Annotated in this window: 15 protein-coding genes; 12 read left to right on the top strand and 3 right to left on the bottom strand. The window is 60.2% G+C overall.

Going from position 1 to position 16,482, the window contains the following annotated elements:
- Positions 1-27 precede the first annotated feature (27 nt).
- From rpsP to rplS, 4 genes are read left to right on the top strand one after another with little or no spacing between them, the layout of a single operon-like run.
- A complete protein-coding gene (rpsP, locus tag E4656_RS05580; RefSeq protein WP_135481883.1) occupies positions 28-288 on the top strand; it encodes a 30S ribosomal protein S16 in 261 nt (86 codons plus the stop codon).
- A 49-nt stretch (positions 289-337) separates the two neighbouring features.
- Positions 338-871 (top strand): ribosome maturation factor RimM, encoded by a 534-nt coding sequence (gene rimM / locus E4656_RS05575; RefSeq protein ID WP_135481881.1) that lies wholly within the window; start codon positions 338-340, stop codon positions 869-871.
- Between the two features lie 21 nt (positions 872-892).
- Positions 893-1,654 carry a tRNA (guanosine(37)-N1)-methyltransferase TrmD gene (trmD, locus tag E4656_RS05570; protein WP_135481879.1) on the top strand — a complete coding sequence of 254 codons (762 nt, stop codon included), beginning with the start codon at positions 893-895 and terminating at the stop codon, positions 1,652-1,654.
- Positions 1,655-1,659: 5 nt separating this feature from the next.
- Entirely contained in the window at positions 1,660-2,016 is a 357-nt protein-coding gene (rplS, locus tag E4656_RS05565; protein ID WP_135481877.1) for a 50S ribosomal protein L19, read from the top strand.
- A 76-nt stretch (positions 2,017-2,092) separates the two neighbouring features.
- Here rplS and E4656_RS05560 read toward each other — a convergent pair whose 3' ends face one another.
- The 3 genes from E4656_RS05560 to E4656_RS05550 are packed head-to-tail and all read right to left on the bottom strand — an operon-like array spanning position 2,093 to position 5,538.
- The gene (locus tag E4656_RS05560) at positions 2,093-3,571 is read right to left on the bottom strand and encodes a sensor histidine kinase (RefSeq protein WP_135481875.1); all 1,479 of its coding nucleotides are present in this window, start codon (positions 3,569-3,571) and stop codon (positions 2,093-2,095) included.
- Positions 3,558-4,295: a response regulator gene (locus E4656_RS05555; RefSeq protein ID WP_135481873.1), complete on the bottom strand. Its 738-nt coding sequence runs from the start codon at positions 4,293-4,295 to the stop codon at positions 3,558-3,560. Before E4656_RS05555 ends, E4656_RS05560 begins: the two co-directional genes overlap by 14 nt.
- The gene (locus E4656_RS05550) at positions 4,288-5,538 is read right to left on the bottom strand and encodes an ABC transporter substrate-binding protein (protein WP_167855946.1); all 1,251 of its coding nucleotides are present in this window, start codon (positions 5,536-5,538) and stop codon (positions 4,288-4,290) included. The genes E4656_RS05555 and E4656_RS05550 overlap by 8 nt, the downstream gene beginning before the upstream one ends.
- Positions 5,539-5,864: 326 nt before the next feature.
- Here E4656_RS05550 and E4656_RS05545 point away from each other — a divergent pair, with 326 nt between their 5' ends.
- The 8 genes from E4656_RS05545 to lysS all read left to right on the top strand — a co-directional run bounded on the left by E4656_RS05545 (position 5,865) and on the right by lysS (position 16,376).
- Entirely contained in the window at positions 5,865-7,112 is a 1,248-nt protein-coding gene (locus E4656_RS05545; RefSeq protein WP_135481870.1) for an ABC transporter substrate-binding protein, read from the top strand.
- A gap of 70 nt (positions 7,113-7,182) precedes the next feature.
- Entirely contained in the window at positions 7,183-8,109 is a 927-nt protein-coding gene (locus tag E4656_RS05540; protein ID WP_135481868.1) for a carbohydrate ABC transporter permease, read from the top strand.
- A gap of 12 nt (positions 8,110-8,121) precedes the next feature.
- Positions 8,122-8,967, top strand: coding sequence for a carbohydrate ABC transporter permease (locus E4656_RS05535; RefSeq protein WP_135482298.1), 846 nt, complete (start codon positions 8,122-8,124; stop codon positions 8,965-8,967).
- A gap of 203 nt (positions 8,968-9,170) precedes the next feature.
- Entirely contained in the window at positions 9,171-10,472 is a 1,302-nt protein-coding gene (locus tag E4656_RS05530) for a homoserine dehydrogenase (protein WP_135481867.1), read from the top strand.
- Positions 10,469-11,869: a threonine synthase gene (gene thrC, locus E4656_RS05525; RefSeq protein ID WP_135481865.1), complete on the top strand. Its 1,401-nt coding sequence runs from the start codon at positions 10,469-10,471 to the stop codon at positions 11,867-11,869. Before E4656_RS05530 ends, thrC begins: the two co-directional genes overlap by 4 nt.
- 32 nt (positions 11,870-11,901) lie before the next feature.
- Positions 11,902-13,662 (top strand): single-stranded-DNA-specific exonuclease RecJ, encoded by a 1,761-nt coding sequence (gene recJ / locus E4656_RS05520; protein ID WP_135481863.1) that lies wholly within the window; start codon positions 11,902-11,904, stop codon positions 13,660-13,662.
- Positions 13,663-13,765: 103 nt separating this feature from the next.
- Positions 13,766-14,861, top strand: a protein-coding gene (gene prfB / locus E4656_RS05515) for a peptide chain release factor 2 (RefSeq protein ID WP_135481861.1) whose coding sequence is annotated in 2 segments (ribosomal slippage) — positions 13,766-13,837 and positions 13,839-14,861 — 1,095 coding nt in all. Because the reading frame shifts where the segments join, the coding sequence is not laid out codon by codon here.
- A gap of 15 nt (positions 14,862-14,876) precedes the next feature.
- Complete coding sequence (gene lysS / locus E4656_RS05510; protein ID WP_135481859.1) at positions 14,877-16,376, top strand: lysine--tRNA ligase; 1,500 nt, start codon at positions 14,877-14,879, stop codon at positions 16,374-16,376.
- Positions 16,377-16,482: the final 106 nt, after the last annotated feature.

Raw genomic sequence — 16,482 nt, 5'->3', positions numbered from 1 at the left:
AAACCTGCCCACAACCAGGAGGACGCGATGGTCGTCATTCGTTTATCCCGTACCGGGGCCAAGAAGCGCCCGTTCTACAAGATCACTGTAGCGGATAGCCGTAATCCGCGTGATGGTCGTTTCATCGAACACGTCGGTTTTTTCAACCCCATTGCCCGTGGCCAGGAAGAGGCTCTGCGTATGGACCTTGGTCGCGTCGAGTACTGGGTGGGTAAAGGCGCCAAGCCGACTGATCGAGTCAAGCAACTGTTGAAGCAGTATCGCAAGCAGGCCAAGGCCGCCGCTTGATTTACTGTTCAATCCGGGCGTACAACACAGGTACTGATTGAAACTTGTCATGACTGCACAGCCATCAGAATTGATCACGCTGGGCAAAATCACCTCGGTATACGGGGTGCGTGGGTGGGTAAAGGTGTATTCCTATACCGACCCCATGGACCGCATTCTGGATTATCAGGAGTGGTTATTGAGCCGCAACGGCGAACAGATGAAGGTGGTGGTGGACCGCGGCAAGTCGCATGGCAAGGGTATGATTGCCCACCTGCAGGGAGTGGATGACCGCAATGCGGCAGAAGCTCTGGCCGGTTACGAGATCGCGGTACCGCGGTCGGAGTTGCCGGAACTGCCGGAGGGCGAGTATTACTGGTGGCAACTGGAAGGCATGCAGGTCTATACCCTGAAAGGGGTGGATCTGGGTCGAGTCAGCCACCTGATCAGTGCCGGGTCGGCCAATGATGTACTGGTAGTTCACAGTACCCGGGCCGATGACAACCAATCTGAACGGTTGATTCCCTGGATCTGGGATGAGGTCATTCAGGCCGTCGATCCGGATGCCCGACGCATCACGGTCGACTGGGACCCCGACTTCTAGTCAGGGTGATATGGATAGTTTATGTGGATAGGCACGGTCAGCCTCTTTCCGGACATGTTCCGGGCCGTTACCGAGCAGGGTGTTTCTGGCCGTGCTGTCAGTAACGGGCTGATCGAGTGGCATAACTGGGATCCGCGGGATTACACCTCGGATCGACATCGCACGGTCGATGACCGCCCCTTTGGTGGCGGCCCCGGCATGGTGATGAAGGTGCAGCCACTGCGCGATGCCATTCGGGATGCCAGGGCGGCTGCAGGCGAGGGTGTAACCACCATCTACCTGTCACCGCAGGGGCGACCCCTCGACCAGGCCGGAGTGCAGGAACTGGTTCGGAAACGCAGGCTGATTCTGGTCTGTGGACGCTACGAAGGCGTTGATGAACGGGTGCTGCAGACCGAGGTCGATGAAGAATGGTCCGTTGGCGACTATGTCCTCAGCGGGGGTGAACTGGCCGCCATGTGCATGATTGATGCAATGGCCAGGCTGGTTCCCGGTGTCCTCAACGATGAACGGTCAGCGGTAGAAGATTCGTTCACCCAGGGGCTGCTGGACTGTCCACATTATACGCGCCCGGAAGAGATTGACGGTCAGGCGGTGCCGGAAGTGTTGCTCAGCGGTAATCATGAGCGCATCCGGCGCTGGCGACTGCAGCAGGCGCTGGGCCGGACCTGGCTGCGGCGGCCGGAGTTACTTGAGCATCGTCAGTTGACGGTGGAAGAAGAAACCTTGTTGGGCGAGTTCCAACGCCAATGGGCAGATAACTCGCCCGAGAGACAGGAGTGATTGCGATGAGCAACCAGAACACAATTATTCAGCAGATCGAAGCTGAACAAATGAACAAAGAAATACCGGAGTTCAGCCCGGGTGATACGATCGTGGTTCAGGTCAAGGTCGTTGAAGGCACGCGTGAGCGTCTGCAGGCTTTCGAAGGTGTGGTGATCGGCAAGCGCAACCGGGGACTGAACTCAGCATTTACGCTGCGCAAGGTCTCGCACGGTGTGGGTGTCGAGCGTACCTTCCAGACCTACAGCCCACTGGTCGACAGCATTGCGGTCAAGCGCCGCGGTGACGTGCGTCAGGCCAAGCTGTACTACCTGCGCGAGCGTTCAGGCAAGAGCGCCCGTATCAAGGAAAAGATCAACTGAGATCGATCCTGATCTTGGTACAGTATCGAAAGCGGCCTGCGGGCCGCTTTTTTGTGGGCGTCTGTTGCCCTGGCGCTCAGGAAGACAGTGGCAGGGTGAGGGTGATTTCCAGCCCGCCCTCGGGATGGTTGCGCATTGCCAATTCGCCGCCATGGCCGTGCACAATCGAGCGGGCAATGCCCAGCCCCAGGCCCATGCCGTTGCGGTTCAGCTGGCGCCCGTGTTCGAGCCGGGTATAGGGCTCGAACAGACGCTCTATGCGCTCTTCGTCGATACCGGGGCCCTGATCACGGATGCGCAGAATCAGATGATCCCCTGCTTCGACCAGGCTCACTGCGGCAGACTGACCATACTGTACGGCGTTGTCGATCAGATTGGCCAGGCAGCGTTTCAAAGCCAGGGGCTTGCCCAGGTAGTGACGCCGGGTGCGGATATCCAGGCTGACACTGTAGCTGGCGATGGCGTTGTCCCGCGCCAGTTTGCGCAGCAGTCGTGACAGATCCACGGGTCTCGGTTCTTCATGGATATCGCTGTCCTTGACGATCTGCAGGGCGCCATTGACCATCAGGTCCAGATCATCCAGATCCTCTTCGAACTCGGCCTGTACCGCCGGATCATCCAGCAGTTCGGTGCGCAGCTTGAGGCGGGTGATTGGTGTTCTCAGATCGTGCGAGATGGCGCCGAAAAGCCGCTCGCGGTCGGTCATGTAGCGCTGCAGGCGTGATTCCATGACCGCAAAGGCATGCGCCGTGGTATCCAGCTCGCGCAGGCCGGATTCGCGCAGCGGAGAGTGATCCAGCCCGCGGCCGAAGGCGTCCGCAGCTGCAGCCAGCTCGGCCAGCGGTCGTGTCTGACGGCGCACAAACCAGTAGGCCAGACCGCCGACAACCAGCAGCAGGGCCAGCAGAGAAAGCCAGCGTTCGCCGGTAAAGACGGCGGTGTTTTCCAGAATGAAGGGGTCGGGCAGCAGGGTGGCCATGTACATCCAGGAACCGTCACGCAAACGCACCTGCACGATCAGCACCGGGGCCGGGCGGGGCTCCAGAATCAGGCTTTGTTGCACCCAGCGCTCGGGAAACTCCGCCAGCGTGGGCCCGTTGGTGACGATCTCCGCCCGGTCCGGCATGACCAGGTCCACCTGTACCTGTTCATGCCCCAGTTCGTCGCGCAGCACTGTTGAGGCCTCGGTAGTGACCAGTGAGGTCAGACTGTGCTCGAGCGTCGCCCCCATGCTGACCGGTTCTTCGTTCAGGCGCATAAAGTAGCGGCTGCCACCGACCTCGCGCTGCTGATCAATGACTACGGGTCGCACATTGTCGGGCAGGGCAGAGAAGTACTGGACGGTCGAGGCCATGGAAATGGCCAGATGCCGAATGCTGCCCGACAGGCTGTGACGGGTGTCGCGGCTGACCTGCTGCGCCCAGATGGCGCTGGTGATCAACTGGGCGGCGGTGACGCCAATCAGCATGAACAACAGCAGTCGTACCACCAGTGATGACCGGGTGCGACTGAGCAGGCCGGAGCCCTGCACCTTGATTGGCTCAGGGTGTGTCATGCGGCAACCCCCGGTGGCGGCTGACTTCGGCGCTGAACACATAGCCCTCGCCACGTACCGTCTTGATCAGCCGGGGTGACTTGCCGTCGTCTCCCAGGCGCTGGCGCAGGCGGGATATCTGCACATCCAGATAGCGATCAAAGGGTCCCATGTCGCGGCCCCTAGTGTGCACCATCAGGTGCGAACGCGGTACAACTTCCCCGGCATGGCGGAGAAAGAACAGCAGCAGGTCATAGTCAGCCCCGCTCAGCGTCTGCCAGTCGCTGTCATCCGCGCGCAGAGTGCGCTCCAGACTGTCCAGCCAGAAGGTCTTGAAACGATAGTAGCGCCCGGCCGGTTCGGTGTCCTCGGCCACGCTGTAGCGACGCTGTACGGCCTTGACTCGAGCCAGCAGCTCGCGCGGGCTGAACGGCTTGCTGAGGTAGTCGTCGGCGCCCAGTTCCAGACCCACCACGCGGTCGGTTTCATCCGCGTTGGCGGTCAGCATGATGACCGGCACATCGGACTCCGAGCGCAGGGTGCGACAGACACTGAAGCCGTCCTGGCCGGGCAGCATGATATCCAGTATCACCAGCGATATGTCGTTGGCGCTGGCCCGGAATTCCTCCAGAAAGGTTTCGCCATCGGCGGCCACGCGAACCCGGAAATTGTTCTTCTCCAGATAGGTGCGCAGCAGTTCCCGAATCTTGCGGTCGTCATCGACAATGTACAGCAGCTTACTCATGATCTCGCAATGCTCCCAGAACGCGTGCCATCTGTTCTCTGGCGGTGGTGACCGGAATGTCATCATCGCGGAAGAATCGATGCAATACATGGAACAGGGCGCTCTCGACCCCGGGTGTGGTGGCCATGCTGTGGGCCATGCTGGGTGCCAGCAGGCCGGTTGCTTCCGCTTCGCGGAATACATGCGCGGAGGTCTGGGCGCAGTCGTCGAAGCCGGCAAGGCTGAGGTCGGCGCGAGCCGGTATGGTGCCCTTCTGCAGGCTGAAGAGGCGTTGTGTGTTGCTGTCCATGATGCCCTCGGCAAAACGGGCCTGGGCGGCCCGAGTCTCGTCATCTTCGCGCTGAAAGAAGACAAAGGTGTCGACGCTGTACAGATGATGCTGGGCCGTGCCGGGGACCGGCATGCAGAGAAAATCCTGTCCGGCCTCCATACTGTGGGCCACAAACTCGCCCTTGACCCAGTCCCCCATGATCTGCATGGCCGCTTCTCCCTCAATGACCATCCGACTGGCTTCCTGCCACTCCCTGTTCTGCATCTCGTCGTCCATCAGGGTTTTCAGGTCGCGCAGCAGGTGCAAGGCTTCTTCCACCCGCGAGTCGGCCAGGGCCTCGGGGGTGCGGTAGACAAAATAGTCGCGGTAGAATTCCGGCCCGCCGACGCTGAGCAGCAGCGTTTCGAACAGGGTGGCCACCTGCCAGGGCTGGCCGCCATGGGCCAGTGGTGTGATGCCTGCGTCGCGGAGCGTTTCCGCATCCCGCATGATCTGACTCCAGCTGGTCGGCAGCGACAGGCCCAGTTCCTGATAGACCTGCGGGTTCAGCCACATCCAGTTGATGCGGTGAATGCTGATGGGTACGGCAACGCGCTCGCCATTGAAGCGGGTCAGTTCGTCCAGAGTCCGATGCCAGTCGTCGGGCCAGTTGGCCGTCCATTCGTCCAGCGGTTGCAGATAGCCCAGATTGGCCCATTCACCTATGTTGGGGCCGATGATCTGGGCGACATCAGGCGGACTGCCGGCGATGACCTGTGCCTTGAGTACCGCCATCGCAGAGTCGCCGCCGCCGCCCGGCACCGCGTGGTCCTGCCAGATGACGCTGTGTTGCAGCAGGTCCTGACGCAAGACCTCCGCCGCCCGATGTTCGCCCGGAGACGTCCACCAGTGCAGCACATCAAGTGGCGTTGTCGCCTGCACTGATGGCAGAGGCAGTAAGGTGAGCAGCAGGATAACGAGGCCGAGTTTCATGGATTGCACAGCTTGTTTTTTGCCTATCATAACGCGGCAAATGCCATAAAACTCTTTCATAGTCTATCAGCATCCGTCCGGGTGGCCTGCTGCTGCCGGTCACAGCAAAGACAATGACAGGTTCTCGTTCCGGCGCTTTTCGACTTTCCCTTGCATATCAATCAGATAGATATCTTGCCACCCTCGTTGGGGACGGTTTTATTGTCACAGAGATGCGCTTGCTACTGTTGCCTGCGACCCGGGAAATCTTCGCTGACCGCGCGACGGCGGCCAGACAGGAGGCTTCTCGAGAGTCTTTCCGGTAACAACAACAAAGAGGCAAGCATATGCGCTCATCCATTCAATATGCACTGGGTCTGGCTTTGGCTACCACCATGGCTGTTTCCCATGCGACCACCCTGACCATAGAAAGCTGGCGCGTTGATGACAGTGACCTGTGGGAAGATGTGCTGATTCCGGTGTTCGAGGCCGAGCACCCCGATATCCAGGTGCGCTTCTCGCCGACCAGTCCCACCGAGTATGATTCCACGGTCAATGCGCGACTGCAGGCCGGTACGGCGGGTGATCTGATCACCTGTCGACCGTTCGACGTGTCGCTCAATCTGTATCAGGAGGGCCACCTGCTTGACCTGACGGATATGGCGGCCATGGACAACTTCGAGGATTTTGCGCGCAGTGCCTGGACCACCGATGACGGTGCCAGCACCTTCTGTATGCCGATGGCCTCGGTCATTCACGGGTTCCTCTACAACCCGGAGATCTTCGCCGAGCTGGATCTGGAAGTGCCGCGTACCGAAGACGAGTTCCTGGCCGTTCTGGACACCATTGAGCAGGAGTCGTCCTACACCCCGCTGGCTCTGGGCACCAACGACCAGTGGGAGTCCAACCAGATCGTCTATACCAATATCGGCCCAGCCTTCTGGGGTGGTGAAGCAGGGCGTCAGGCGCTGCTGGATGGTTCGGCGTCCTTTACCGATCCCGAGTTTGTAGCTCCCTTCGAGCACATGGCGCGCTGGGGTGAGTACATGGGGCGGGGCTATGAGTCGCAGACCTATGGTGATTCCCAGAACCTGTTTTCGCTGGGGCGGGCGGCCATCTATCCGACCGGCTCCTGGGATATCAGCTATTTCAATCAGCAGGCCCTGTTCGAGTTTGACGCCTTTCCGCCGTTCAGAGTCGGGGATGACGGGCAGTGCGTGATCTCGGATCACACCGATATCGGCATGGGCATCAATCCGGATTCGGAGAATGCCGAAGCAGCGAAGCTCTTCCTGGAATGGCTGGCCTCGGAAGGCTTTGCCCGCCTCTACACCAACGAAGTCACCGGCTTTTTCTCGCTGTCAAAGCATGAGGTTGAAGTGCGGGACCCGGTAGCCGCAGAAATGATCAACTGGCGCCAGGACTGTGATTCCACCATTCGTCTGAACGCGCAGATCATGAATCGGGGCACGCCCAACATGGAGCAGGAACTCTGGACGGTCGGCAGCCGTGTGCTGAATGGTGCCATGACGCCACAGGAAGCTGCTGAACGCATCCAGAACGGTTTCTCTTCCTGGTACGCACCACAACAGTAAAGCGGTGAATGTCTGACTGGAGAGTCCTGTTTTTGGGGCAGGGAGGCCCCGTTTTTTCGAGGTATTTGTTATGCGAGCCATCAGACTGCGCCCGGTGCCCTGGCACCTGCTGTTTTTTCTGGGGCCGGCCGTGGTGATCTACACCCTGTTCAGTGCCTGGCCGCTGCTTGATACATTGCGTTTGAGCCTGTATACCAGCGCCGGTCCGGGGCAGCGGGTCTTTCACGGGCTGGGCAACTTCGTCACCCTGCTGACCGACCCGCACTGGTCCGCCGCCTTCTGGAATGCGCTCTGGAACAACACCAAGTTCTTCCTGATTCATCTGCTGGTGCAGAATCCCATTGGCCTGTTGCTGGCGGCGCTGATCAGCCTGCCGGGGCTGCGTCTGGCCAGAACCTATCGCACCCTGATTTTTCTGCCGACCCTGCTGTCCGTGGTCATCATCGGTTTTATCTGGCAGCTGATTCTGAGCCCGCTCTGGGGTGTCAGCGAGGGGCTGCTGGAGGCTGTCGGCCTGGGGCACCTGTTCAGTGCCTGGCTGGGCCGCGAGAGCACCGCCCTGATCACGCTGGCCCTGATTTCGGTCTGGCAGTTTGTCGGTATCCCGCTGATGCTGCTTTATGCCAGCCTGATTCAGGTACCCGACGAACTGATTGAGGCCGCCGTGGTGGAAGGCGCCTCGTCATGGCGTATTTTCTGGCAGATCAAGTTCCCGCTGATACTGCCCACACTGGGTCTGGTCACCATCCTGACCTTTGTCGGCAATTTCAACGCCTTCGAGCTGATCTATGCGGTCAAGGGCGCTCTGGGCGGGCCCAACTTCTCCACCGACATCCTGGGCACCTTCTTCTATCGCACCTTCTTCGGCTATCAGTCTCAGGTGGGCAGTCCGACCATGGGTGCTGCCGTGGCCAGCATGATGTTCTTCATCATCCTGTGCGGCGTCATGGTCTACCTCTATGTGATTCAGCGCCGCCTGCATCGCTATGACGTCTAATCGGGAGGCATGATGAGCATTCAAAACCCCAATCTCAGGCCGCTGAACTCGCTGGCCACGCACAGCGTGTTGCTGGCCTACACCCTGCTGGCACTGTTTCCGATCGTGCTGGTGGTCATCAACTCCTTCAAGAGTCGACAGGCCATCTTCAATGAACCGCTGGCCTGGCCGACGCCTTCGTCATTCACGCTGGAAGGCTATGTACGGATTCTGGAGCGTTCCGACTTCGCGCTGTATTTCTACAACAGCTTTGTGGTCACCATAGTGCCGCTGTTCCTGGTCATGCTGTTTGCCGCCATGGCGGCCTGGGCGCTGGCAGAGTACCGGTTTCGGGGCAACAGGCTGATGGCGCTGTATCTGGCCATCGGCATCATGATTCCCATTCGTCTGGGTACCGTCAGCATTCTGGAGATCATCGTCGGGCTCAATCTGGTCAACACCCTGCTGGCGCTGATTCTGGTCTATACCGCCCAGGGGCTGCCGTTGGCAATTTTCATCCTGACCGAGTACATGCGGCAGGTACCGCGCGATCTGAAGGAGGCAGCGCGCTGTGACGGCGCCAGTGAATACCGCATCTTTTTCCAGATTGCGGTGCCGCTGACCCGGCCGGCACTGGCCACCGTGGCGGTGTTCACCATGGTGCCGATCTGGAATGACCTCTGGTTTCCGCTGATTCTGGCCCCGGCCGAGCACACGCGGACCATCCAACTGGGTGTCCAGCAGTTTATTGGCCAGTATTCGACCGACTGGAACTCGGTGCTCAGTGCCCTGACGCTGGCCGTCATGCCGGCACTGATACTCTATATGTTCTTTTCCCGTCAGTTGATTCGCGGTCTGACCGCAGGCGCGGTCAAGTAGCGCCCCGTTTGCCTGCAACGGGCAGCCCGTCAGCGGACGGTGCTGCCCTCCCGTGCATTGACAGGATGCCGGGAAAACCTTATGTTTCCGCCTCATTTCTGCGAATTTTCATCATGTGCACTGTGTAAAGCTCGCGTTACATTGCGGCCGACACGCCCTGAAGATGACTGAAAATGCCACAACTGGAAGATAGGGAGCCTGCATTGAAACCCGTTAATGTCGGAATCTGTGGTCTGGGCACCGTAGGCAGCGGTACCTTCAATGTCCTCAACCGAAACAACGCGACCATCGACCGTCGCACCGGCCGCGAAGTCCGCATTACCCATGTAGGTGCCCGGCGTGACCACCCGGACTGCGATCTCTCCGGGGTCAGGGTCTCGCGTGATATCTTTGACGTGGTCAGGGACCCGGACGTCCATATTGTGGTGGAACTGATCGGCGGCACCGATACAGCGCTGGAGTTGGTGCTGGCCGCCATTGCCGAGGGCAAGCATGTGGTCACGGCCAACAAGGCCCTGATCGCCCAGCATGGCAACGAGATTTTCAAGGCGGCTGAAGACAAGGGCGTCACGGTAGCCTTCGAGGCCTCGGTGGCAGGCGGTATCCCCATCATCAAGGCGCTGCGTGAAGGCCTGGTCGCCAACGAGATCGACTGGCTGGCCGGCATCATCAATGGTACCGGCAACTTCATCCTGACCGAGATGCAGCAGAAAGGGCGCCTGTTCGATGACGTGCTGAAGGAAGCGCAGGAACTGGGCTATGCCGAAGCCGACCCGACCTTTGATGTGGAAGGCATCGATGCGGCACACAAGCTGACCATTCTGGCCTCCATCGCCTATGGTGTGCCGCTGCAGTTCGAGAGTGTCTATACCGAGGGCATCAGCCTGGTAACGCCGGAAGATGTGCGTTACGCCGAGGAACTGGGCTATCGCATCAAGCACCTGGGCATTGCCCGCCGTGGAACCGAAGGCGTGGAAATGCGCGTGCATCCCACCCTGGTGCCGGAGAGCCGCCTGCTGGCCAACGTCAACGGCGTCTTGAACGCGGTACTGGTACATGGCGATGCCGTGGGCTCCACACTGTATTACGGGCCCGGTGCCGGCGCTGAAGCCACGGCGAGTTCGGTGATTGCCGACATTGTCGACGTGGCGCGCGAAGTGGATTCCCGTCATGCGGTGCCGCATCTGGGTAATCACACCTGGGCTGAAGGCCTGGATGTGGTGCCCATGGCTTCTGTGGAGACCAGCTACTACCTGCGCATGCAGGTCACCGACGAGGTGGGTGTGATGGCCCGTATTGCCAATATCCTCAGTGATTCCGGCATCAATATCGAAGCCATTATCCAGAAGGAACCGGAGCCGGGCGATGACACCGTACCGCTGATTCTGCTGACGCAGCGGGTGCTGGAGCGCGAGATGAATGCAGCCATTGATGAACTGGAAGGGCAGACGGCCGTGATCGGCAAGGTCACCCGGATTCGAGTGGAGCAGTTGGGCGGCGAATGAAATATATCAGCACCCGGGGCCAGGCCCCAGCACTGGAGTTCGAAGAGGTCCTGCTGACCGGTCTGGCGCCGGATGGCGGCCTCTATGTACCGGAGACGCTGCCGTTCCATGCACCGGAAGAGATTCGGGCCTGGCGCGACCTGCCCTATGACGAGCTGGCGTTCCGCATCCTGCAGCCGTTTGTGGCGGGTTTCATTGATGATGACGCCTTCCGCACCATGCTGGCGGACACCTATGCAGCCTTTGATCACAAGGCCATCGTGCCGCTGCAGCAGATCGATCACAACGAGTACGTGCTGGAGCTGTTTCACGGGCCGACGCTGGCGTTCAAGGACTTTGCGCTGCAGTTGCTGGGACGCCTGCTTGACCATGCGCTGGAGAAGCGCGGTGAGAAAGCCGTCATCATGGGCGCCACATCAGGTGACACCGGCTCGGCGGCCATCGAGGGCTGCCGCCGCTGCGCCAATATCGACATCTTTATTCTGCACCCGCATCAGCGTGTATCGGAAGTTCAGCGGCGCCAGATGACCACGGTGCTGAACGACAACATCCACAATATTGCCCTGGAAGGCAATTTCGATGACTGCCAGCGCATGGTCAAGGAGAGCTTCCGCGACCAGTCGTTCCTGCGCGGTGAGCGCCGTCTGGTGGCGGTCAATTCGATCAACTGGGCCCGCATCATGGCCCAGATTGTCTACTACTTCTACAGTGCGCTGAATCTGGGCGGACCGGACCGCAAGCTGGCTTTCTCGGTGCCCACGGGCAATTTCGGTGACATCTTTGCCGGCTATCTGGCACACCGGATGGGCCTGCCCATCAGTCAGCTGATTGTGGCCACCAACCGCAATGACGTGCTGCATCGCATTCTGAGCCAGAACCATTACGAGCAGCGCCCGCTGGCGCATACCCTGTCGCCCAGCATGGACATCGTGGTGTCCTCCAACTTCGAGCGTCTGCTGTTCGACCTGTATGACCGTGACGGTGCGGCCATTGCCGGCCTGATGGACGAAATGAACCACGGCAAGGCGACGCTGGACCGTGATGCCCTGGCCCGGGCACGGACCCTGTTCGACAGCCACAGTGTCGACGATGACGCCACCTGTGCCACCATTCGCGAGGTGTTCGAGCAGACCGGCTATCTGCTCGACCCGCATACCGCCATCGGGGTAAAGGCTGCGCGCACCGTCCGCCGCCATCAGGATCAGCCCATGATCACCCTGGGTACGGCACATCCGGTCAAATTCTCCGAGGCGGTGGAAAAGGCAGGCATGGCCTATCCGGAACTGCCATACCATCTCAGTGATCTGCATGACCGCGAGGAGCGCTATACGGTATTGTCCAATGACCGCGCGCAGGTGCAGTCATTCATGGTCAGGGAGATCTTCGGCTCGGCCTGAGCACAGACCAGAGCAGACGATGAGGGCACGCCATGAGAGTAGAGCGTATTCGTCAACGACCGGTACCCGATCAGGTGCCGGCGCTGGCGGGTTACAGCCCACTCAGTTGCCGTCTGCTGGCCAGCCGGGGGCTCAGCGGCCCGGCGGATACCCTGCGTCTGGCCGAGCTGCTGCCACCGGATGATCTGAAGGATGCCGAAGCGGCGGCGCGTCTGCTTCTCGACGCCCTGCAGGCCGGTGTGCCCATGGTGATCGTGGGTGACTATGATGTCGACGGCGCCGCCTCGACAGCACTGATGGTCAGGGCGCTGCGCGATGGCTTCGGGGCGCAGGTCGACTACTTCATTCCCAGTCGTTTTACCCAGGGCTATGGTCTGTCACCGGCGGTTGTGGAGGCCGTGCAGGCGCAGTCGCCCGAACTGCCCCGGTTGCTGATCACAGTCGACAACGGCATTGCCAGCCATGCCGGCATTGCTGCCGCCCAGGCCCTCGGCATGCGTGTGATCGTCACCGACCATCATCTGCCCGGTGACCAGCCTTGCAGCGCCGATGCCGTGGTCAACCCCAATCAGCCCGGCTGTGCCTTTCCCAGCAAGGTCGCCTGCGGCTGCACGGTGGCCTTCTATGTGCTGCTGGTGCTGCGCCGGCTGGCGGCCGACTGGCTGACCGAACAGGGACGTGAAGCGCCCAATCTGGCGGACTATCTTGATCTGGTGGCCCTGGCCACCATCGCCGATGTGGTGCCGCTGGATGGCAACAACCGCATTCTGGTCGAACAGGGCCTGCGGCGGCTGCGCGCCGGTGCCGCCCGCCCGGGTATACTGGCGCTGCTGGAAGCCGCCGGGCGTGACCCGACCCGGCTGACCAGCCAGGATCTGGGCTTTGTACTGGGTCCCAGACTCAATGCCGCCGGTCGCATGGATGACATGACGATCGGCGTGGCCTGTCTGCTGACCGACAGCATGGAAGATGCCCGTGCTCTGGCAGCCATGCTGGAGGAGTTCAACCAGGCCCGCAAACAGGTACAGAACCGGATGGTCGATCAGGCCACCGGGCTGCTGGTGCAGGCAGAAGGGCTGCTCAAGCAGCAGGGGGCGGAGGACAGTGCCGAGCCGGCCCGGGTGCGTGTGCTCTGGCATGCAGACTGGCATGAAGGCATTGTCGGCCTGGTGGCGGGCCGTCTCAAGGAGCGGCTGCAGAAGCCGGTTGTGGCCCTGTGTCAGGGTGACAATGGTCTGTGGAAAGGCTCTGCGCGCTCTATCCCCGGGGTGCATATCCGTGATCTGCTGGCCTGGGTGGATGCGCGCGAGCCCGGTCTGATCCGCCAGTTTGGCGGGCATGCCATGGCCGCCGGCCTGAGTCTGGAAGAGGACAGTCTGCCGCGCCTGCGCAGCCGCCTGCAGGATGCGGCTGCGGCTCTGGTACCGGAGGAGGCTTGGGTGGCGGAACTGACGGTGGATGGCAGCCTGAACGGCGAGCAGTTCGGCCTGCAGCAGGCGGAAGAACTGACGCGTCTCGGGCCCTGGGGGCAGGGCTGTCCGTTGCCGCTGTTCTGCAACGCCTTCAGAGTGGTGCAGCAGCGCTGGCTGGGCGGGCGCCACCTGAAGCTGGTGCTGCAGCCGGAGGACGACAACAGAACTCTGGATGCCATCTGGTTTTTCTGCCCGCTTGACCCCGAAACCAGTCTGCCCGAGGTGGTCAGCCTGGTCTACGAACTGGCGGTGAACGAGTTTCGCGGTCAGAAGGCTCCGCAGTTGATCATTCGCGCCGAGGTGCCCGCCGAGCTGATCTGAATGCGCGCCGACGGGCGCCCTGATTGGCCTGCCATCAACGCCACAACTCTGCTAGACTACCTCGCCCATTTTTGATGACTCCCCGCAACACAGGAGTGAGTTTGTGGAAATCAACGCCGTAAAAGAAACCATCAAGGACATCCGTGCACGCACCGACGTGCTTAGGGGGTATCTTTGACTTCGACCAGAAGAAAGAACGTCTGGAAGAAGTAGAGCTTGAACTTGGCCAGCCCGAAGTCTGGAATGATCCCGACCATGCCCAGCAACTGGGTCAGGAGCGGGCTGCACTGGAGAACAGTGTCAAATCCATCGAGCAGTTGACGCAGGGCACCGGTGACATGACCGACCTGCTGGATCTGGCTGTGGAAGAGGATGATGAAGACACCCTGGCCGAGGTGGAAAAGGACCTTCAGAAGCTGCTGAGAATACTGGAGGACCTGGAGTTCCGTCGCATGTTCAGCGGCGAGATGGATGCGCGCCCGGCCTTTGTCGAAATTCAGGCCGGCAGCGGCGGTACCGAAGCCCAGGACTGGGCCGAAATGCTGCTGCGCATGTATCTGCGTTGGTGTGAGGAAAAAGGCTTCAAGGCAGAGCTGATGGAAGCCTCGCCCGGCGAAGTGGCCGGTATCAAGAGCGCCACCGTCCATGTACAGGGCGAGTACGCCTTCGGCTGGCTGCGCACTGAAACCGGTGTGCATCGCCTGGTGCGCAAGTCACCCTTCGATTCCGGTGGCCGTCGCCATACCTCCTTTGCCTCCGTCTTTGTATCGCCCGAGGTCGATGACAACATCGAGATCGACGTCAATCCGGCCGATCTGCGGGTTGATGTCTATCGGGCTTCCGGCGCCGGGGGGCAGCACGTCAACCGGACCGAGTCTGCAGTGCGCATCACCCACCTGCCGACCGGTGTGGTCACTCAGTGTCAGCAGGGTCGGTCACAGCATGCGAACAAGGACCAGGCCATGAAACAACTGCGGGCCAAGCTCTATGAGCTGGAACTGCAGAAGCGCAACGAGGCGGCGGCCGAGGTCGAGGAATCCAAGTCGGATATCGGCTGGGGCAGTCAGATCCGTTCCTATGTGCTGGATGATGCCCGCATCAAGGATCTGCGCACCGGGGTCGAGACCCGCAACACCCAGGCGGTCCTCAACGGCCAGTTGGACCCCTTTATCGAAGCATCACTGAAAAAAGGTTTGTAATCCGGGAACCCATTCATGACTGAAGAAGCGCACAACGCCCTGCAGGAAGAGAACCAGTTGATTGCTCAGCGACGGGAGAAACTGGAGGCGCTGAAAGCCTCTGGCAACGCCTATCCGAGTGATTTTCGGCGCGAACATTATGCGGCCGATCTGCAGGCCGAGTATGGCGACAAAACCAAGGAAGAGCTGGCCGAGCTGCAGATTCCGGTCTGTGTGGCCGGTCGTATCATGCTCAATCGCGGGGCCTTTATGGTCATGCAGGACATGACGGGGCGGATTCAACTCTATGTGAACCGCAAGGCGCTGGACAAGGACACGCTCGGGCAGCTCAAGAAATGGGATATGGGTGACTGGGTCGGAGCCCGTGGCACATTGCAGAAATCCGGCAAGGGCGATCTCTATGTCGACATGTCGGAACCCCGGATGCTGAACAAGACTCTGCGACCGCTGCCCGAAAAGCACAAGGGTCTGGCCGATCAGGAAGCCAAATATCGCCAGCGTTATGTGGACCTGATAGTCAACGAGAAGACACGCGATGCGTTTCAGATACGGGCCCGCATGATCGAGTTTATCCGAGCCTATTTCTCCGAGCGCCGCTTTATGGAAGTGGAAACACCCATGCTGCAGGTAATTCCGGGCGGCGCCACCGCACGTCCCTTTATTACCCACCATAATGCCATGGATATTGATATGTACCTGCGCATTGCGCCGGAACTCTATCTCAAGCGTCTGGTCGTGGGTGGGCTGGAGCGTGTATTCGAAATCAACCGCAATTTCCGCAACGAGGGTGTTTCGACACGGCATAATCCGGAATTCACCATGCTGGAGTTCTATCAGGCCTTTGCCGACTATCGGGATCTGATGGACCTTACCGAAGATATGCTGCGCGGTATGGCGCGCAGTGTGCTGGGCTCAACCACACTGTCTTATCAGGGTGAGGAATATGACCTGGGACAGCCGTTCGAGCGCTTGTCAATGGAGGATGCGGTACTCAAGTACAACGCCGATCTGACCCTTGATGAACTGACCGATTCGGCTCGCCTGCGCGCTGCGGCCCAGCGCAAGGGTGTCAGTGTGAAGGCGCCCTGGGGCGACGGCAAGGTGCTGACCGAACTGTTCGAGCATACCGTGGAAGAGCAGTTGCAGGGACCGGTATTCATTACCCGCTATCCGGCCGAAGTATCACCTCTGGCACGCCGCTGTGATGATGACCCCAGCGTAACCGACCGCTTCGAGTTCTTCCTCGGTGGCCGCGAAGTGGCCAACGGCTTTTCCGAGCTCAATGATCCGCTGGATCAGGCAGAACGGTTCAAGGCTCAGGTGGCCGAGAAAGAGGCCGGTGATGACGAAGCCATGTTCTATGATGAAGACTTCGTGACGGCGCTGGAATATGGTCTGCCGCCGACGGCGGGGGAGGGCATTGGCATAGACCGGCTGGTCATGTTCTTTACCGATGCGCCGACCATCAAGGATGTCATTCTGTTTCCGCACATGAAACCGCGCAGTCAAATCTGACGTCTGTTGTATCCGGTTCGAAAGCCCGAATGGCATGTTGCTATTCGGGCTTTTAAAATTATTTCAAAAACGAGACCTGTGTTCAGAAAATCGTTTATAAATATTT

Origin of the sequence: Natronospirillum operosum (genome assembly GCF_004768465.1) — a bacterium.
Taxonomy (GTDB): Bacteria; Pseudomonadota; Gammaproteobacteria; order Pseudomonadales; family Natronospirillaceae; genus Natronospirillum; species Natronospirillum operosum.
Note: the sequence above shows the minus strand (reverse complement) of the source record. Positions and strands in the feature narration are given on the sequence as shown.